We start from the raw sequence: 18,546 nt of genomic DNA on the forward strand, positions 1-18,546 counted from the left end.
GAAACGCTCATGCTTACATGTAAAGATTTTGAGATGAAATTTGGTTAAAATGTAACGCGATAAAGTGCTCGGAACATTTGACGCGTTACCGCATGATCTGTTCTATACTGTCTTCTTTGCATGCATGACGTCAAACGTGCGCTTTAACGTATCGAAATAAGGTTCACAATGAAAAAATACGTTACCGGTTTTTTATTTTCGCAAGATGCGACGCGTGTCGTTTTAATCAAAAAATGCCTTCCTGAATGGCAACAAGGTTTGCTCAACGGCGTCGGAGGAAAAATCGAAAACAATGAATCATCATGCGATGCTATGGTAAGAGAGTTCCAAGAAGAAACGGGGGTCTTCGTGGCGCACGATCAATGGACGTGTTATGCCAAAATTTACCGTCCGAATTATTACGAACTTGATGTTTATTATGCGTATTCCGATCTCGCTTATGAAGCGAAAACCGTTGAGCGTGAAGAAGTTTACCTCATCAAGCTTCAAGACATACCCGAAAACATCATCCCCAATTTACGGTGGTTGATACCGCTTGCTTTGGACAATCAGGCGGATTTTTCAAAACCCGTCGTTATTCATGAAGTCTCCGAAGAACGTCTGAAAGCATAATAGACTTCTTTCATAACCTATGAAAGGAAACGACGGCATTTCTGCCGTCGTTTTGAAGATGCAAACGCGTGCAAATTAGAATTTATAGTTTGCTCTAAAGCGCATCTCGTTGGAATTAACCGTTGAAGTGGTCTCTTTTTTACCGTCTTCATACTCTAAAGAAACGGTCAAGCCTTTAAGAGAAGGAATGTCGTAAGCGATTTGACCGCTCCAAAATGTTGATTCCGTATCGACATCGACACTATTCAACACGGCTCCCGTAATCGTTTTTGCATCTTGATTCACTTTGGTGTATTGACCCAAAACTTTAAGTCCCGTAACGCCGATTTTTGAGAAATCGTAACCGACTTCGATTTTATAAGCATCCGTATCGGCACCGGAAGTGACCTCCGCACCTTTGATCAGCGGAGCCGTATACGTGGTAGGACCGTTACCCGCACCTAAGAGGACGGATTGGTTGCTAGAGACGGTACTGTAAGCAAAAGAAGCGTTAAAGCCTGCTAGCTCGCTAAATCCGATACGACCTTGGTACATATCGCCCTCGACGTGGAAACTATCAAATGTAGGATTGGACGTTCTTGAACCGCGATACGTTGCATCAAGAAGCACTTTCATAGCACTTAAAGGTACGACGTAATTACCTTCGGCATAGAAGACGTTGGCATCGCCGCCTTGCGTTAATTCAACATCGTTAACAAACAAATATTGTCCTATTAACGTCAAGTTAGGAATAGACTTGTTAATCGCGGCTGCCGTGTAAGCACCGTCAAACCCGAAAACGTTTGAGCCCCCGTTTGCCGTACCAGTTCCGTAAAATACCGCTTCTTTTTTAAAGCTAGGCATTTCAGAATCTCCACCGGCTACGGTTTTGTCATAATCGGATGTTCGACCTTGAAATTTGTCGGAATAACCGGCAACCAATGTCGTATTTGGAAGATCCGTATTGACAAGAACTGCGGCTTGAAACGCTTCTTTAAACATTCGTGAGCCGGAACTGTTAACCAATGGACTCGTGATAAATTGGCGACCTACTTTTGCCGTCGTTTTACCGAGCGTATAGGTTACGTATGCTTCCGATAGAACCGCGCCCGAGCCGTACATATCCGTTGCATAAAGATTTTTTGCGTCTTTATCGGCAAAAGGAGCATAGCTTCCCTGAAATGTCGCTCCAAAGCCAAAACCGAATAACGGATCCGTTACGTAACTAAGCACAACGCCCGTTGAAAGAATATCGGCATCGCCCTTACCGAGTGTTCCCGATGCGCCCGGTGTCGAAACGGCCGGATTGGCAGCACCTGTATCTCTATCAAAATACCAGGCGCGTAATTCACCGCTGACTTTACCGTTTTTAAACGCATCGGCAAGTGTATCTGCCGCAAATGAACCGGACGCAAGTCCGGCAACAACCATAGCCACCAAGCTAAGTTTAGCTAACTTCATAATTCCTCCTTTTAAAAAGTGTGAAGCTTCTTACCTAATTTAACATACCTCATCCGTTAAGTTATGAAAGAAGCTCAGCAGCATCTTACATTAGTTCCATAGCATGAAAATAGCATAAAATTTTAAGATTATTTTAAAATAAGTAAGGATTAACGGCGGATTCAATGTTTACATTTGTCTTTACATGTAAAAAGAATGGTTTAGTTTTTTGGCGCCAAACCCAACAGTTCGACTTTTTCATTTTCTCTTGAATCGGTACGTTTCGTTTTGTTTGACGATGCGCGCACATCTCGTTGGAGGTGCAACTCTTTTCTAAGAGGTATAACACCTTTAACCAAACAATCACGGGAGGCTTCTTCACAAGCAGTTTATGCCCTTGAACTTCCACTAACAAACGATGCGATGCCTCTCTAAGGACACTCCAAAAATCACGTTGCCCTTGAAATTTTGTGTCGGTATAGTACCAAAACGTTCGTTTGAGTTCCACTAAAATCTCTAAACCATTGCTGTAAAACTCTTCCACCAGAACATACGTCCCTGCTATCATCTGTTCAACTGCCGCCTTGGCATTGGTGTCATGATAAAAACGTATCAATTCGATTTCTGAGGTAATAATTGGCGGTCACTCGGGTTGGAGCGTGCGTAAATCATGATTCATGAATGATGCCTTTGTAGTGTGGTGCAGTTTAGTGTATATAGGCTTTGGTATGGGTTGGGGTTTAGAGTATGGGGCAAAGTAACCTCGCTCCCTTTATGCCTTTATGCAATTTTGCTACAATAAACTTTTTTAAATTAATCACAAAATCTTAAAACATAAAAAATAAATTCCAATCGACTTTGCTCAAGGAGAAAAAATCATGAATTACTCATACCAAGTTCAAAAGCTGTCTGAGGCAAGAAGGGCTTTAATGTTGCCTCATGATGTAGGAGAAGCGCATGCAATCGCTATCGCATTTCGTGCGTGCTCTTGCGCATTTAATACTCTTGATGAAAACCAATTAGAAGAAAAAGCAAGAGGCTGGATTTATAATATTAAGAACTTTATGAGTACGACTGGTATAGTTGATGATTTAGGCGAAGGTACATTGCTAATCAAAGCACAAAGCCTTTCAAAAGATGAGCAACGAAAATTATCAGATAGTATTGATGAACTTGCACATTGGTTTAATAGATATAGGGGCTAAGACTACAGTTTTAACTAATTTTATATATTACCCGTTTCAAAACGGGTAATAAGCTTTAGGGGTCATTATACGAGGGCTAAACTTTCAACTTCTTATTTAAACAATTTAGAATGCTTACCAACTTCCACCAAAACTAATTCCACTTCATCGTTATTGATTTTGTAGATGAGCAGTAAATCAGGTTTAATGTGACACTCCCTGCATCCTTTATAGTTGCCTATCAGAAAATGATCTTTGTATTTTTCATCCAAACTTTCACCCTGAGCAAGTTTAAGAACAATCGTTAAAACAAGTTCTTGCTCAGAGGATGAGAGCTTTTTATAGGCTTTTTTGAAAGAAGATGTACGAAAGATGGCGTATTTCATGACTCAAGATCGGCTTTGAGTGCTTCGATGGAATCAAAGGATTTTCCTTCTCTTTTTTCTAGTTCTTTCAGTGCTTTTTTCATTCTCTCCGTTGGCACTTTTAACTCAAAAGGGATGGAATACGTCATAGCAACTTGCTTACAAAAAAGGTTAATGCCTTCACTGAGGTTCATACCATACTGTTTTAACACTTCTGAAGCAATAATCTTAGTCTCTTCATCAATACGAACACTGGTTCCTGTTCTCATCGTATCTCCTTTTTTATATAATTGTACCACAAACGTAGTACAATTACAAACACTTTAACGACTCTTCTTAAGCAAAAACTCCCGCCCGACTTTCACTCTTGGAACGCCACCGTAAGCGATGATGTCGGCGGTGGCGTTGGTTTCGCTCCAACGATCGGGAAGAAAAGAGCCTGTGCCGATAATGTCGATGGGGGCTTTTGCCCATGCCATTGAGCGGCATTTTGAGGGTGTAAATCCTGAAGAAGCGATGATGCGAACGTTTGTAAAGCCTGCGTTATCAAGATTTTCCCGCATGCTCCAGATGGCGGCGGCTGAAACGCCTGTGCCGATGAGATCATGCAGTTCCGCTTCGGTGCGATAATCTCTCACAGCATCAGGCGCGTGGCGTCCGAGCACGTCGTAGCTTTTTTGGGTATCGAGTCCTTCTAAAAAGCGTCCACCGTGCGTATCAAGTCGCACAGCGATCTTGCCCTCGTGCGCTAAAGCGGCAAAGGCATTACACACTTCGAGCGTATCGGTGATTTCGCGACCGAAGTAATCGGCTAAGATGGGTATGTTTTCTTCAGGAAAGCATTCATGGAACATGGAAGCGGCTTTGAGTGTTGAGCCGGCATATCCGATGAGCGCGTGAGGCACCGTTCCTAGCCCTTTTTCACGGCCGAAAAAATGCGCTGTTGCATCGGTCGCATTGCCGATAAACCCAACCGCTTCAAACTTCTTTTGCGCCGCTTTGGAGCCAACGGACGCCCCATACGCCATAATCTCCGCCATCTCAGTCCCAGCGCAATGCCTTGCATCCATCGCTAAAAAAGCAACATGCGGAAGGATCTGGCACATCTCGTAAGCATTGTACGCCGCAACGCACGCCGAGCCCAATTTTTGCAAGATGAGCGTTTCATGTTCTGCTAAAAATGTAAACGAACCGGACAGGTAAAACAGCGGCTCACCCGCCCCCACCCATTCGCCCTCTTCGTGCATCACCTCAATGCTGATCGTTTGCCCCGCTTTCTTGGCTTGCTCTTTTATATACACCGTGGCAAGGCGCACCGCTGAGAGAACGGGACGGCGTAAAAAGAAAGCGTACGTGACTTCCGTGTCGCCGAAACGTTCGACAATCGTTTGAGTATTGGAAAAATATTTATCGGTCCATGCCGATACGTCATTGCAAGCGTATTGATCCCGTGGCATACGATTCCTTTATCATTTTATAGCGACCTTATAGTCTTCTTTTGCTATACAACTGCTTAGAAAGCTTTTTGAACAAGGTATTTTTTGAGCAGATTGCCTTTAAATTTATCGCTTACATGTTATACTTTTCGAAAGGATTTTACGATGCGATATTTGCTTTTAACTACCTTTATTTGGGCGTTTTCGTTTAGTTTTATCGGTGAAATTTTAGCCGGTCGGGTTGATAGCTACTTTGCGGTACTGGTACGAATCTGTCTCGCATCGCTGGTCTTTTTACCTTTTACGAAATTTCGCGGCATAGATAAGGCGTTAAAAGTTAAAATCATGCTCATCGGCAGTGTGCAAATCGGTTTTATGTATATCTTCTTCTATCAATCGTTTTTATTCCTCAGCGTTCCGGAAGTCATTCTTTTTACGATTTTTACGCCTATTTACGTGACGCTGATTTACGATGGGCTGAAAGGGCAATTTAACCCGCTGTATCTGGTAAGTACGGGGATGGCGGTTTTGGGAGCGTATATTATCCGTTACCAAAACGTCGATTCCGAGTTTATTACGGGTTTTTTGATGGTGCAAGGAGCCAATATCTGTTTTGCCCTTGGACAAAGTGCTTATAAAAAAGTAATGGAATCCAACCCAAATATCATACATCGTGATGTATTCGGGTACTTTTACTTCGGTGCATTGCTCGTCGGTATCGTCGCTTTCGCTTTATTGTCCGATCATAGCAAACTCTCGCCCACACTTTTACAGTGGAGCGTCTTGCTTTGGCTAGGAATCGTCGCTTCCGGGATCGGCTATTTTTTATGGAACAAGGGTGCTTGCGATGTCGATGCGGGAGTTTTAGGTATCATGAATAACGCATTGGTTCCGGCAGGTTTAGTGATGAACCTTCTGCTTTGGAAAACACCCGTCGATTACGTTTCACTGTCGATCGGTAGCGGCGTTATCCTCTTTTCCTTAGCTTTACATTACCGCTTGATCAACCGTTCGCGTTCCTTGTAGCCGCTCTTTTCTCCTTGCGTTTTCATTCGTAAAGCAATCCGTGTTAAACTATGACTACGTGATCAAAACTAGCTTCCAAATGACGTGCATTTTGCCTTTTGTTAGTTTTTAATTAAGATTTTTTATTAGTTTATTTATTCAGCTATTTTCATGCTACGAACTTAATGTAAGATTTCTTCGAAGGAAGATTTAGGCATTTAAGGTCTTGGTAAGCCTAAATAGATATATCATAACGAAGTCATTCGAGTATGATATATTGCTTCTAGTACAAGAGTCGTTTGAGTCGTTAGAGTTCTTTTATAGCCCTTGAAGCAGTGATGCGTTCGGTAGAAACGCTTTCATTTTTAAAGATTAAAACTGAGTTTTTGCTGAGACTTAGGCAATATTTAATTTTTAAAAGTGTTTAGCGACGGCGAAGGCCCTTATTTCGAGTAGTTGTCAAAGAGGTTTATTCAAAATTACACAAATCATAGAGGAACGTCTATGTCCAAAGTTCATAAATTCGTTATTACAAATCCGGATATCTGCATTGCATGTAACGCCTGCATGAAAGCTTGCGTGAAACATGCTTATATACGTGGGAAGCTCTCCAAAGCAAGGCTCGACGTGCTTAGCCTAGAGAGCGGTAAAATGCCCAATCAATGCCGTCAGTGCGACGATGCACCGTGCGCCAACGTTTGTCCGACGGGTGCGCTTCGCATCGACAATGCGTGCGTTGAGCTGTGCGAGGAGATTTGCATCGGCTGTAAACTCTGTACGATTGCCTGTCCTTACGGAGCTATTCACGTCGATGCGGAATGCCCGCCTTCCGTTCGAGACGAATGGGAAAGCAACTTGGAAGCCGGTTGCGTCAGCGGGCTCAAAAGTATCGCAATTAAATGCGATTTGTGCGCGGGTATCGAAACCGGCCCTGCATGTGTCGGCGTTTGCCCGACGGGCGCGCTCGTTATGATCGACCCCGTGCTTGAAGAGTGCAAATTCGGCAAAAAAATCAAAGGCGATATGGCTCCGTTTTTAAAAGCCGTCGTTCCGAATGCGAATATTGAAAATATCCCGGCACCCGAAGTCAAAAAGCCCAAAGAGCCTAAACCCGCACCGGCTCCGGAAACATCCGAATCCACTAAAGAGGAAGCCTAATGCAAACGATATACACTCTTTTTTTATTAACCTCGCTTGTCTCTCTCGCGCTGTATAAAAAACCGCTTCTTGCGCAAAAAATAGGATTTGGTTGTGCCGGTCTTATTTCGCTTTACGCAGCGGTTTTTTTCTTTTCCAACCTCGATGAAACGATGTTGTGGAAATTGCCGGGCAGTTTTATCAGCTTGCCGCTTTTTAAGCTCGATTCACTCGGAATGTTCTTTAGCTTCTTGGTCAGTTTCATCGCCTTTGCGGTTTCGCTTTTCAGTTTCGATTATGCAAAGTTTTACGAGAAAAAAGCCAATTTAGCGGTTTTTGCCTCCTTGTTTAACGCATTTATCCTCTCCATGCTTTTAGTCATCGCGAGCGATAACGTCTTTTCGTTTATGCTTTTATGGGAAGTGATGACGCTCCTTTCAGCACTCTTGATTCTCATCAACGACGAAGAGGGTGCGGGCAAACGCGTCATGATTTATCTCGGTATCGCACAAATCGGAGCTTCGTGTTTGATGGTTGCTCTGATTATTATGGCAAGTCTTGCCGGTACGTTTGAGTTTAGTCAATTTGAACATCTCGACATCGGTATGGGTATGAGTATAACGCTCTTTTCGCTTCTTCTTTTGGGACTCGGCTCCAAAGCGGGTATGTTTCCGTTTCACGTTTGGTTACCCGTTGCCTACTGCCAATGCCCCTCAAACGCTTCGGCTCTCATGAGCGGCGTTATGATTAAAGTTGCCCTTTTTGCGTTTATCAAATTTTCGCTTCTTTTACCTCAAGTCGTTTATTTCGGTTATATCCTGCTTGCAATCGGAGCACTAAGCTGTATCTTCGGTATTATCTATGCGTTAATTTCCAACGATTATAAAGCCTCTATCGCTTACAGTTCGTGCGAAAACGTCGGTATCATCTTTTTAGGACTCGGCGGTGCGTTTTACGGTTTGGGAACCGACTCGCCGATCATTGCGTTAATGGGATTTATCGCAGGGTTTTACCATATTTTAAACCATGCGGTTTTCAAATCGCTTCTATTTATGCTCAGCGGTAACATTTTTACCGAAACCCAAACACGCGATATGGACGCGCTTGGCGGATTGCATAAAAAGATGCCGATCACGTCCGTTATCTTTTTTGTCGCAGCACTTTCCATTTGTGCGCTTCCGCCGCTTAACGGCTTTGCAAGCGAATGGCTCATCTATAAAACATCCGTCATAGGCGGTATGGCAGAAGGCGGAAATTCTCGCTTTTTCTTCTCGCTCGCCGTTATTGCGCTTTCCATTACCGGAGCAATGGCGATTATGGCATTTTCCAAAGTTTACGGCGCGATTTTCTTAGGTGTCGCACGGGATAGCAAAAGCATTGAAAACGCTAAAGAGGTTTCCGTCGGTAGACTCGCTCCGCTAGCCTTACTCGCAAGCCTTTGCGTCGGTTTCGGTCTTTTTATGAACGATGTCGTAGGCATGCTCACGAAAATCGTTCTAACGATCATACCGCAAACCAGTGCCGGTGTCGCAGGGCTGATCTCCATGCCGCTGATCGTGGCAATCATGCTCTTATGTTCCGTATTGCCTTTTGTTTTCCTCTATTTTCTCAAAGCCAACAACAAAGAAGTACGTGTAAGCGACCCTTGGGCATGCGGCTTTTTATACAATAAAAATATGCAAATCGGCTCCAACTCTTTTACCGGAGACGTGAGAAAGGCGTTAAGTTTTCTCATCAAGCACGAACAAGAGATCAAATTGGACGGCTATTTTTCCAAAGCGGTCTATATCAAGAAAACACACGACTTTTTTTGGGAAAAACTTTACAAACCCGTCATTGATCTTGTGATGAACATTGCCGAAGAAATCGGTATTTTTCAAAACGGACGCACTAACCTTTACGCGGGTTATATTTTGATTTATCTTTGTTTGATACTCATTTTTGGGTACTACTACTTATAAGGAGAGGGCACGATGGATTTTATTTACCTACTAACACAACTGGTGTCGGCAATCATAGTGGCTCCTCTTTTTGACGGTATTTCACGAAAATTAAGAGCCAAATTTCAATCGCGTATAGGACCGAGCATTTTTCAAACCTATTACGATATTTTTAAACTCTTAAAAAGAGGACGAACCAAATCAAGCAGTACGAGTTACGTTTACCAAATCGCACCCTACTTGCTTTTTATCAGCGCGGCGGCGATGTTTTGTACCTTACCGATTACGTACGGGGCGAATTCAAGTGCCTTGACACACTTTTCGGACATTTTCGTGTTGCTCTATTTTGGGGCATTGTTCCGCTTTATCTTTATCGTTGCGGGTATCGATACCGCCAATCCTTATGCGGGTATTAGTGCCAGCAGGGAAGGAACCATCGGTTTTTACACCGAAGAGGTTGCCGTCATTTGTCTCATCGTCGTGATGATGGGCACGGGAAGTACCGGCTTGCCTTTTATCTCTTCTTTGGTACAAACGGGAGAGTACGGTTATGCGATTCCTTCTTTTGCCATCGCTTCTACGGCTTTTTTGTGGGTCATGTACGTTGAGACGGGTCGAAAACCTTACGACTTGGCAGAAGCCGAACAAGAGTTGCAAGAGGGAGTGCTCGGAGAATTTTGCGGTAAAGATTTTGCGATCATCGATATAGCGATTTTATTGAAGCAAATTACGGTATTAGGCTTTTTCCTTGTCGTGTTTATGCCTTGGGCGGGTCTTGTCGATAATCCGATTTTATCGTTGGTGCTTTTCTTGGTTGAAGTAGGCTTTTTATATGTAATGAGCGTTTTTATCGATAACTTCGGACCGAGATTTACGATCAACAAAGGAATGAAACGCACGATGCTCTTTGCGCTTGCGATTTCGTGTACTTCGTTAGTACTCTATATTATGGGGATTTAACTATGGCAACTATTAACCTAATCGATATTATCGCCGTCTTAATGATGGGAACGAGTTTTGCGGTCTTTAGTTTAAGACAATACCGACACAGCGTTTTGGCGTATGCCCTGCAAACGCTTTTATTGGTTGCGATCTTTTTGGCGTTGTACGACAAATACGATTCGCACGAACTGTTGGTTTGGTCCGTTACCGCTTTTATCATTAAAGTGGTCTGCGTACCGCTTTACCTCTTGCGATTGATTAAAAAACTAGGCGTTGTCGTCGATGACGAACCCGTGGGCGGCTTTTTTATCTCGCCCGTCGTAGCACTTAGCTTTTCGCTGGCGGTTGCGATGATGTTTTACAAAGTGTTTATTCACTTTTCGATTTTTAAAGACGTCTTGCCGCTTTTTGCCGCTTCGTTTATCTTTATGATGGGCATTTTCGGCTTTATTTTACGAACCTCTTTTCTTAAACAGATCCTTTCGTATTGTCTGTTTGAAAACGGCATTCACTTAAGTTTGGCGTTGATGGCATACACTTCACATGAATTGGTCGAAGTGGGTATTTTAACCGACGCCGTTTTTGCGGTTATTATTATGAGTATTTTGGCAAAGCGATTTTACGCCTCTTACGGAAGTCTCAATACATCTAAAGCGGTCAATTTAAGGGGATAACATGGATCTTTTATTATTAATACTCACCGTACCTTTTGCTTTTGGCGTTATCATGTTCTTGATGCCGCTTCATTTTAAGTTTTTGCAGACGTTTCATATCCTCTTGAGCGTGATTGTTTCGTCGCTTTTATTGTGTGCCGTAGGCAAGGTCGTCAATAAAGAGGTGCTCTCCTTATTTCACGACTTTATCTTTTTAGATTCGATGGGGGCTATCTTTTTGTCGCTCATCGCCATTACGGGACTTCTTGCCAACGTTTACGCCACGACCTATATGAAATGGGAACTAGAGGGCGGACATATTAGCTTGCGTGAAGTCAAAAACTACTTTGCGCTCAGTTTTATCTTTACGTGGACGATGAGTTTAAGCGTCTTATGCAACAACATCGCGTTTATGTGGGCAGCCATCGAAGCTACAACGCTTGCATCCGTGTTTCTCGTCGCGGTTCACAACGATAAAAAATCGACCGAAAGCGGTTACAAATACATCGTATTGTGCAGTATCGGTTTGGCGTTTGCCCTGTATGCAACCATTTTACTCTACTCTGCCGCCAACGGTAAAATCGACGGCGAAGCGATGCTGTACACCAACTTGCTTGCCAATGCGGCAAGTCTAGACCCTATGGCGTTAAAACTGGTCTTTATCTTTGCGTTAATCGGTTTTGGAACCAAAGCCGGATTGGCACCGACGCATACGTGGCTTCCCGACGTTCATGCCGAAGGACCCGCACCGACATCCGCATTGCTCTCGGGCGTCCTTTTAAAATGTGCTATGTTAGGATTGATTCGCTATTACGCGGTCGTTGCTAACGGCGTCGGATTTGATTTTGTCGAAACGGTTATGGTAGTGAGCGGTACGTTAACGCTTTTCGTCTCCGCCTTTTTCTTGATTCGCCAACACAACGTCAAACGTATGTTTGCGTACCACTCGATCGCACATATGGGCGTTATCGCTTTTGGTTTGGGCGTAGGCGGTGCTATCGGATTGTTCGCGGCCTTGTTTCACTGTGCGGCGCACTCGTTTACCAAAGCCTTAGCCTTTTGTTCAACCGGCAATATCGCCAGAATTTACGGTACGAAAGATATGACCAAAATGGGTAATATGATCCGCATCGCGCCTTTAACGGCGGTACTTTTCGGTATTGCGATCTGTTCATTGGTCGGTGTTCCGGGATTTGCCATTTTCGTCAGCGAATTTTTAATCTTTAAAGCCGCCGCCATTGACGGTAAATACATTTTAATGGGTATCTTTGCGGTTGCCTTAGCGATTATTTTTATCGCCGATTTTTCACACTTCTTTTTAGCATCCTTCGGTAAAGTGGAAGGTAAAGTAGAGCATAACGGCGAAATGAAGCTCAGCGAAAATTTACCGTTGATTGCTTTAGCCGTTTTGATCGTCAGCTTCGGTATTTGGCAGTTCGATTCCTTTACGTTCTTACTTGATCAGAGCGTTAAAACCATACTAAAACAATAGGACTTTCTAATGAAATGTGATAAATTTATAGAAGCGCTAGGACAAAGAGTTAAAATTTTAGAAGTCACGAGGCAGTACGAAGATCAAGTGACCGCTTTAGTGGAGCTAAACGACCTTCCCGAAGCGGTACGTTTCTTGTATTACGATATGGGCGGTTATCTCTCCACGATGATTCCCAACGACGAGCGAAGCATCAACAAACATTATGCGCTTTACTACGCGCTTTCGATGGAAGGCGGCAAAATGTTTGAGGGAGACGAAATCGCACAAGACGAAAAATGTTTCGTTACCGTTAAAGTGCTTATCTCTCCCGAATCATTGGTTTTCCCGTCCGTGACGCCGTTGGTGCCGGCTTGCGTCTGGTATGAAAGAGAAGCTTACGATATGTTCGGTTTGATCGCCGAGGGCTTGCCCGATAAAAGACGCTTGGTCTTAAGCGACGACTGGCCGGACAATCTCTTCCCGCTTCGAAAAGACGCGATGGATTACCGCTATCGTCCCGATATGAAAGAGCATTATATGGAGCCCGAATACGACTTTTTACGTCCGGAAGGCTCGGGGATGATCGACGTCCCTTTGGGACCTTTGCATATTACGGCGGACGAACCGGGGCACTTTAGACTCTATTGCGACGGCGATACCATTATCGATGCGGATTACCGACTCTTTTACCAACACCGCGGTATGGAAAAACTGGCCGAAAACCGTATGAACTACGATCAAATGGGCTATTTAGCGGAACGCGTATGCGGTATTTGCGGTTACGCCCATGCGATTGCGTGTATCGAGGCGGCGGAAAAAGCGATCAACTTGGAAATTCCCGCTCGTGCGCAAGCCATTCGTATCGTCTGTTCAGAGATCGAAAGACTTCACAGTCACCTTTTAAATATCGGTTTGGCATGCGAAGTGACGGGTAACTACAACGCGTTTATGCACATTTTTAGAATTCGCGAATACTCGATGAAACTTGCCGAACTGGTCACCGGCGGACGTAAAACTTACGGTAACGTCGTTATGGGCGGACTAAGACGCGATATGACGGGTCATGAGATAAAAGAGAGTTTACGCATCTTGCATATCATCGAAACGCAAGTCGAAGAGGTTTGGGATGCCGTGATGGACGATCAACGCCAAATGAAACGCTGGAAAGGTGTGGGAATTCTTGATAAACAAGTCGCACGCGACTTTTCGCCCGTCGGTCCGAACATCAGAGGTAGCGGTATTAAACGCGACACCCGTTACGACCACCCGTACGACTTTTTCAAACAAGTCAAATTCGATGTTGCGGTTGTCGAAGGCGGCGACGTATTTGCCAGAGAGATGGTGCGTTATATGGAACTCAAAAGCTCCGTTTCCATCATTCGCCAATGCTTCGAGTTGATGCCTCAAACCGCGATCATCGTCGATCCGAAATTTCACGTTAAACCCGAGAACTACTCTTTGGCGTACGTCGAAGCACCCAGAGGCGAGAACGTTCACTGGATCATGCAAGGCAGCGCGCAAAAAGTGTATCGCTGGAGATGCCGTGCCGCAACGTACAACAACTGGCCGAGCCTTCGTTTTCAATTCCGCGGTAATACGATTGCCGACGCCGCACTTATCGTATGTAGCTTAGATCCGTGCTATTCATGTACGGAGCGTGTAACCGTCGTGGACGTTCGAAGCAAAAAAAGCAAAATTTTGACGCACAACGATTTGAAAGCGTTTTCGCAAACCCTTAAAAACAGTCCTATGAAGGATCTCAAATGATGAAACTTCTCGATATTAGTAAAAAATACGGCGAAATTACCCATAAGTACCCGTTTGAGCCTTATAAAGTCGCCGAAAATTTTCGCGGCAAACCCGCTTATATTTACGATCTTTGTATCGGTTGCGCGGCATGCGGCGTTGCCTGCCCGTCCAATGCGATTACGGTACAATTGAACGAGAATAAAAGCAAATTAATATGGGAATTCGACTGCGGACGCTGTATCTTTTGCGGAAGGTGCGACGAAGTGTGCCCGACCGGTGCGATTAAGCTAAGTGAAGAGTTTGAACTGGCGGTTAAATTCGATAAATCCGCGATGATTCAAAGGGGAGAACTGGAAGTACAATGTTGCAGCGAATGCGGCAAACCTTTCAGTGCCAAACGCTTGGTCAAATACAGTTTAGAGTGTTTAAGTAAAGCCAATTTGGGCGAAAAACGATTGGAAGAGGCAAAAAGCTACGTCAACGTTTGCCCTACATGTAAAAAAACGGCTACGGTAGCAAACTTTACCGCCGGCAAAGAGATGGTGATAGAATGAAAACGTATGAAGTCCCTCAAAATATTCAAGACGCCAACGACTTGGAGCAAAAACTGGAATTGCTCAAACACATCGGACGTAGTTTTAGCGTTTATCGCATCGACTGCGGAAGCTGTAACGGCTGTGAAATCGAAATTTTTGCCGCCATTACGCCGCTTTGGGATCCCGAACGCTTCGGTTTCAAACTCGTTGCGAACCCCCGTCATGCCGATATTTTGCTGTGCACGGGTCCCGTGACGCGCCAAATGTACTATCCGTTACTTCGCGCCTACGAAGCCACGCCCGATCCTAAAATCGTCGTAGCACTCGGGGCGTGCGGCTCTACCGGAGGCATTTTTTACGATGCCTATAGCGTGCTAAGCGGCATCGATAAAATTATTCCTGTCGACGTTTACATTCCCGGCTGTCCTCCGCATCCTGCGAGCATTATCTACGGACTAACCACCGCGCTTGGCGTTATGGATCAAAGACTTCAAAAAACAAGCTTTGAACACGATAACGAAATGCCGCCCGCGGTCGAAGATTCCGTTTTAGGTAATACCCTTTTCGAGAGGGATTTGTTGGTGCACTCCAAACGTCTTATGAGCTATATTTTCGGACGCAAACTGTACGACAAATACCTTGCGGCACTCGTCAAAAGCGGCAATATCAAAGACACGAAAGCGACCAAAGCCGCGATTACCGAAGCGATGAAAAAAGAGGACGACCCGCGCTATGCGGAGTGTTTGGGTATTTTGCATAACGAAATTTATACCCAATACGTTCCGTGTCAAGAAGAGGATAAAATCAGCCTTCATCGCGTGAAGTGGGGACGCTAATGGTTGAAGTCTATAAACTGATGCAGCGGCATCTCGACGGCGCAAAATCGGGCGACGCCAAACTCGATCAGATCAAAATCTTTTCAACATGTATCGGGCATGGCGTCGGAACGATTGATTTTAGCGAGAAAGTGTTGGAAATACCCGAATGTGAATTCGACGAGATCGTGGCACACGGCGGAGAATACCTCAAATTCAAAATCGGTAACCTAAGTCGGTATTTTGAAATCGAAATTTTCCCCGAACATGCCGCGCAATTGGTTCCTCAAATGCTCGAATGCCCTTTAAAAGAGATTCTTGCGAACTTAAAAGAGGGCTATTTGGTGTTGCGTAAAGATTTCCAAACATCCAGAACATAGGAAGCGACGTGAAAAAAGCACTATTATGCATCGGAAACGAACTTAGAGGCGACGACGGCGTCGCCATTGCTCTTGGGAGGCTTGTCGAACAACGCCTCCCCTCGTGGACGGTCTTCTTCGGCTACGATACGCCCGAAAATGAATTTGTCGCTTTGCGCGAATTTCAACCCGACGTGATCGTCGTAGTCGATGCAATGAGCGGATTTAAAGAGGATAAAATCGAATTTATCGACCTCAGCGACGAGCGTACCTACGTCTACTCGACGCATAACCTACCCACGCCGATTTTGATGAGCTACCTTCGAGAGATTTGCATTCAAACCATTTTTTTAGGGATATGCGTTTTACTCGAAAACGTCTTGCATTTTAGCGAAGGGTTAAGCCAAAGTGCCCAGACGTCCGTTACCAAAGCGTTCGACAAACTTCAAGAACTCGACGCGATGCTTGAGGCTTAAAGCCTAGAGGGCTTTAGCCTGTTTCAAGCGTGCTAAAATCGTTTCGTAAAGATGCTTGATTTTTAAGGAAGCGTTACGTTGTTCCTTGGGCGTTTGCGGCGTCACAACCTCTAAAATACGACCGGGTCGTCCGTGCATCAGCACCACTCTATCACCCAATAACAAAGCTTCGCGAAGCGAGTGCGTCACCAAAACCGCGCTCATGCGGTTTTCGCTAAAAAAGCGCTGCATCGCTTCGTCCATCATCTCTCGTCCCACCTCGTCAAGCGCGGAAAAAGGCTCATCCATCAAAATGAGTTTGGACTCCATCGCAAGGGCACGTGCAAGTGCGGCTCGTTGTTTCATACCGCCTGAAATCTCCCTCGGATAGGCTTTCGCAAACGAAGCAATGCCCGTTTTTTCCATATATTCTTGGGCTTTTTCTCGCTTTTGATTTTTGGAAAGCGCGGTACGATGCAACGGTAACATCACGTTTTCTTCGATGCTTAACCATACAAAAAGCCCCGAATCTTGCGGAATGAAACTGCGCGAATGATGCGGTGCGACAACGGCTTCGTCGCGGTGCAATACCGTACCGCTATTAGGCGTCTCAAACCCCGTAAACAGACGAAGCAAGGTCGATTTGCCGCAACCGCTCTCGCCTACGATAGAGATGCATTCTCCTACATGTAACGTCAGATCGATCTTTTGAACGGCAACGACGCAACGGTTTTCATGGGCTAAAAAATAGGCTTTGCTTAAACCTTCGGCTAAGAGTTCAACCATTGCCTACCCGCTGTAAAATTTTCTTTTCCAAAACCCTAAATCCCCATTTTTCCGCAACGATTCCCACCGCACAGATCAAGCCGATGGAGATAAACACGACTTCAAAATCAAGCGACCAACGTGATTGAATAATGGCATAGCCCAGCCCCACGCTACTACCGACGACCATCTCCGCCGCGATCAATACGCGCCAACCGATAGCCAGTCCCAAACGAAGTCCCGTTAAGATCGGCAAAGCGCATAAGGGCAGGATGAGCGTAAAAAAAAGTCGAAACGAAGAGAGGTTCATCATCTTTGCCATGGAAAACGTTTGTGCGGGAATCGAATGAATCGCTAATGCCGTGTGCATAAAAATCAGAGGAAACGCGCTCATCGCGATCATAAAAAGCGTCGCTCTCTCGCCGATACCGAACAAGAGCATTGCAAAAGGAATCCATGCAAGACCGGGCATCATCTGCAAAACGGTTCCGACATGTAAAGCGATCGCATAGGCTTTTTCAAAAAAACCGCAGACCGTCCCAAGCGTCACGCCGAAAAAAACGGCGATACTATAAGCGATCAGCCACCGCTTCAAACTCATCGTAAAATGGGAAAAAAGTGAAGTGTCGTAAACGCTTTCGCCGCTTAAAAGCGAAACGAGACGCATCACAACCGCATCGGGCATCGGAAAGGGAATATGCCGCACCGCTTCGACGCTCAGGGCGAAAAGCCACCAAAAAAGCGTAAAAGCACCCATCCAGGCGAGAATCCAAAGAGACGACTTTAGCACACGCGTTCCTTTAATGCGCCGTACATTTTTCCACATCGGGGAGATGGGAAAGTTTGTGAGCGTCGTATAAAAATTCCGCCATTTTAACCAAACTTGCCTTGGTTGTCGTGTCGATACCGATGCGATAAAAATGGTACGCCATCGCTTCTTTCGTCGCACCGACCGAAAGCTTGGAAAATTTTGAGACGATCTGTGCGCTTTCTTCGGGTGACTCGTTAATGAATTTCGCCGCTTTTTCGAGTGCCCTCAACACGCCGTCCATGTGAGACGCATGCTCTTTAAAACTCGACGCTTTGACCATCAGCAAAAGCGGATAGGTATTGCCCACGCCGTCCAAACTCTCGATGCGTTTTCCAATGCCTTTTTCAACCAAAACCGAAGGAGTCGGCTCGCTTGCGATGACCGCATCGACCTCTTTGGACGCCAACGCCGATGCCATCAACGAAGGTTCCAAGTCCATCAACTCTTTGTCCAACGTTATACCCTCCGCTTTGGCTTTAAGCATCACGCCGCCGTGCGTCGAAGTGCCTTTTTTCACGGCGATCTTTTTGCCCTCAAGGTCTCGAAGCGACTGTGCCGAAGCGTCCACGGGAACGACCACGCCGTGACGTTTTTCGCCGCCGCCCAAAGCGGTAAGGATTTGAATGTTAGGACAATATTTTGCCACCGCGATCAACGCGGCGGTATCGCCCATCGTCGCAATATCCGCATCGCCGAAGATCAATGCTTCGCCGGTCGCAGGCCCGCTCGTAAAACGTTTTGCCGCGATTTCAATGCCCTCTTCTTCAAAAAACTTCTTCTCGATCGCTACGATCACGACCGCATCGACGACACGATCTTGCAAGGCAATAACCAAAGGCTTCGTCCATCCCAAACTTACTATCGTCATAACTAACAATACAAAACGCAT

At 45.2% G+C, this 18,546-nt stretch carries 21 protein-coding genes; 13 read left to right on the plus strand and 8 right to left on the minus strand.

Going from position 1 to position 18,546, the window contains the following annotated elements:
* Window positions 1–168 precede the first annotated feature (168 nt).
* Window positions 169–612 (plus strand): NUDIX domain-containing protein, encoded by a 444-nt coding sequence (locus UCH003_RS09650; protein WP_060826356.1) that lies wholly within the window; start codon window positions 169–171, stop codon window positions 610–612.
* A gap of 75 nt (window positions 613–687) precedes the next feature.
* Here the strand turns inward: UCH003_RS09650 and UCH003_RS09655 are convergent, their stop codons facing one another.
* Together UCH003_RS09655 and UCH003_RS09660 are read right to left on the minus strand one after the other, a co-directional pair.
* Window positions 688–2,052 (minus strand): OprD family outer membrane porin, encoded by a 1,365-nt coding sequence (locus tag UCH003_RS09655; RefSeq protein ID WP_060826357.1) that lies wholly within the window; start codon window positions 2,050–2,052, stop codon window positions 688–690.
* Between the two features lie 133 nt (window positions 2,053–2,185).
* On the minus strand, window positions 2,186–2,647 hold the full coding sequence (locus UCH003_RS09660) for a hypothetical protein (protein WP_144441007.1): 462 nt from the start codon (window positions 2,645–2,647) through the stop codon (window positions 2,186–2,188).
* A 262-nt stretch (window positions 2,648–2,909) separates the two neighbouring features.
* On the opposite strand from UCH003_RS09660, the gene UCH003_RS09665 reads away from it, so the two are divergent.
* Window positions 2,910–3,236, plus strand: a complete 327-nt coding sequence (locus tag UCH003_RS09665) for a hypothetical protein (RefSeq protein ID WP_060826359.1) — start codon at window positions 2,910–2,912, stop codon at window positions 3,234–3,236.
* A gap of 92 nt (window positions 3,237–3,328) precedes the next feature.
* Here UCH003_RS09665 and UCH003_RS09670 read toward each other — a convergent pair whose 3' ends face one another.
* From UCH003_RS09670 to UCH003_RS09680, 3 genes are read right to left on the minus strand one after another with little or no spacing between them, the layout of a single operon-like run.
* Window positions 3,329–3,601 (minus strand): type II toxin-antitoxin system YafQ family toxin, encoded by a 273-nt coding sequence (locus UCH003_RS09670; RefSeq protein WP_060826360.1) that lies wholly within the window; start codon window positions 3,599–3,601, stop codon window positions 3,329–3,331.
* The gene (locus UCH003_RS09675; protein ID WP_060826361.1) at window positions 3,598–3,849 is read right to left on the minus strand and encodes a type II toxin-antitoxin system RelB/DinJ family antitoxin; all 252 of its coding nucleotides are present in this window, start codon (window positions 3,847–3,849) and stop codon (window positions 3,598–3,600) included. Before UCH003_RS09675 ends, UCH003_RS09670 begins: the two co-directional genes overlap by 4 nt.
* 54 nt (window positions 3,850–3,903) lie before the next feature.
* Window positions 3,904–5,037 carry a hypothetical protein gene (locus UCH003_RS09680; protein WP_060826362.1) on the minus strand — a complete coding sequence of 378 codons (1,134 nt, stop codon included), beginning with the start codon at window positions 5,035–5,037 and terminating at the stop codon, window positions 3,904–3,906.
* Window positions 5,038–5,181: 144 nt separating this feature from the next.
* Between UCH003_RS09680 and UCH003_RS09685 the strand changes: the two genes are divergently transcribed.
* The 11 genes from UCH003_RS09685 to UCH003_RS09735 all read left to right on the plus strand — a co-directional run bounded on the left by UCH003_RS09685 (window position 5,182) and on the right by UCH003_RS09735 (window position 16,102).
* Complete coding sequence (locus tag UCH003_RS09685) at window positions 5,182–6,042, plus strand: EamA family transporter (RefSeq protein ID WP_060826363.1); 861 nt, start codon at window positions 5,182–5,184, stop codon at window positions 6,040–6,042.
* Window positions 6,043–6,525: 483 nt separating this feature from the next.
* Window positions 6,526–7,179, plus strand: coding sequence for a 4Fe-4S dicluster domain-containing protein (locus UCH003_RS09690; RefSeq protein ID WP_060826364.1), 654 nt, complete (start codon window positions 6,526–6,528; stop codon window positions 7,177–7,179).
* Window positions 7,179–9,119: a proton-conducting transporter membrane subunit gene (locus UCH003_RS09695; protein WP_060826365.1), complete on the plus strand. Its 1,941-nt coding sequence runs from the start codon at window positions 7,179–7,181 to the stop codon at window positions 9,117–9,119. Before UCH003_RS09690 ends, UCH003_RS09695 begins: the two co-directional genes overlap by 1 nt.
* Window positions 9,120–9,131: 12 nt before the next feature.
* On the plus strand, window positions 9,132–10,058 hold the full coding sequence (locus UCH003_RS09700) for a respiratory chain complex I subunit 1 family protein (protein ID WP_060826366.1): 927 nt from the start codon (window positions 9,132–9,134) through the stop codon (window positions 10,056–10,058).
* Window positions 10,059–10,060: 2 nt separating this feature from the next.
* Window positions 10,061–10,714 (plus strand): hydrogenase 4 membrane subunit, encoded by a 654-nt coding sequence (gene hyfE / locus UCH003_RS09705; protein WP_060826367.1) that lies wholly within the window; start codon window positions 10,061–10,063, stop codon window positions 10,712–10,714.
* A gap of 1 nt (window position 10,715) precedes the next feature.
* Window positions 10,716–12,185, plus strand: a complete 1,470-nt coding sequence (locus UCH003_RS09710) for a hydrogenase 4 subunit F (protein ID WP_060826368.1) — start codon at window positions 10,716–10,718, stop codon at window positions 12,183–12,185.
* 9 nt (window positions 12,186–12,194) lie between these two features.
* Window positions 12,195–13,934 carry an NADH-quinone oxidoreductase subunit C gene (locus UCH003_RS09715; protein WP_039675502.1) on the plus strand — a complete coding sequence of 580 codons (1,740 nt, stop codon included), beginning with the start codon at window positions 12,195–12,197 and terminating at the stop codon, window positions 13,932–13,934.
* Window positions 13,931–14,470 (plus strand): formate hydrogenlyase complex iron-sulfur subunit, encoded by a 540-nt coding sequence (locus tag UCH003_RS09720; RefSeq protein WP_060826369.1) that lies wholly within the window; start codon window positions 13,931–13,933, stop codon window positions 14,468–14,470. Before UCH003_RS09715 ends, UCH003_RS09720 begins: the two co-directional genes overlap by 4 nt.
* Entirely contained in the window at window positions 14,467–15,288 is an 822-nt protein-coding gene (locus UCH003_RS09725) for an NADH-quinone oxidoreductase subunit B family protein (RefSeq protein WP_041961960.1), read from the plus strand. The genes UCH003_RS09720 and UCH003_RS09725 overlap by 4 nt, the downstream gene beginning before the upstream one ends.
* Window positions 15,288–15,647, plus strand: a complete 360-nt coding sequence (locus tag UCH003_RS09730) for a formate hydrogenlyase maturation HycH family protein (protein WP_060826370.1) — start codon at window positions 15,288–15,290, stop codon at window positions 15,645–15,647. The genes UCH003_RS09725 and UCH003_RS09730 overlap by 1 nt, the downstream gene beginning before the upstream one ends.
* Before the next feature lie 8 nt (window positions 15,648–15,655).
* Window positions 15,656–16,102, plus strand: coding sequence for a hydrogenase 3 maturation endopeptidase HyCI (locus UCH003_RS09735; RefSeq protein ID WP_060826371.1), 447 nt, complete (start codon window positions 15,656–15,658; stop codon window positions 16,100–16,102).
* 3 nt (window positions 16,103–16,105) lie between these two features.
* Here UCH003_RS09735 and UCH003_RS09740 read toward each other — a convergent pair whose 3' ends face one another.
* From UCH003_RS09740 to UCH003_RS09750, 3 genes are read right to left on the minus strand one after another with little or no spacing between them, the layout of a single operon-like run.
* Entirely contained in the window at window positions 16,106–16,867 is a 762-nt protein-coding gene (locus UCH003_RS09740; protein ID WP_060826372.1) for an ABC transporter ATP-binding protein, read from the minus strand.
* Window positions 16,860–17,636 (minus strand): ABC transporter permease, encoded by a 777-nt coding sequence (locus UCH003_RS09745; RefSeq protein WP_060826373.1) that lies wholly within the window; start codon window positions 17,634–17,636, stop codon window positions 16,860–16,862. Before UCH003_RS09745 ends, UCH003_RS09740 begins: the two co-directional genes overlap by 8 nt.
* 10 nt (window positions 17,637–17,646) lie before the next feature.
* Complete coding sequence (locus UCH003_RS09750; protein WP_060826374.1) at window positions 17,647–18,546, minus strand: ABC transporter substrate-binding protein; 900 nt, start codon at window positions 18,544–18,546, stop codon at window positions 17,647–17,649.

It is taken from the genome of Sulfurospirillum cavolei, from assembly GCF_001548055.1.
GTDB lineage: Bacteria > Campylobacterota > Campylobacteria > Campylobacterales > Sulfurospirillaceae > Sulfurospirillum.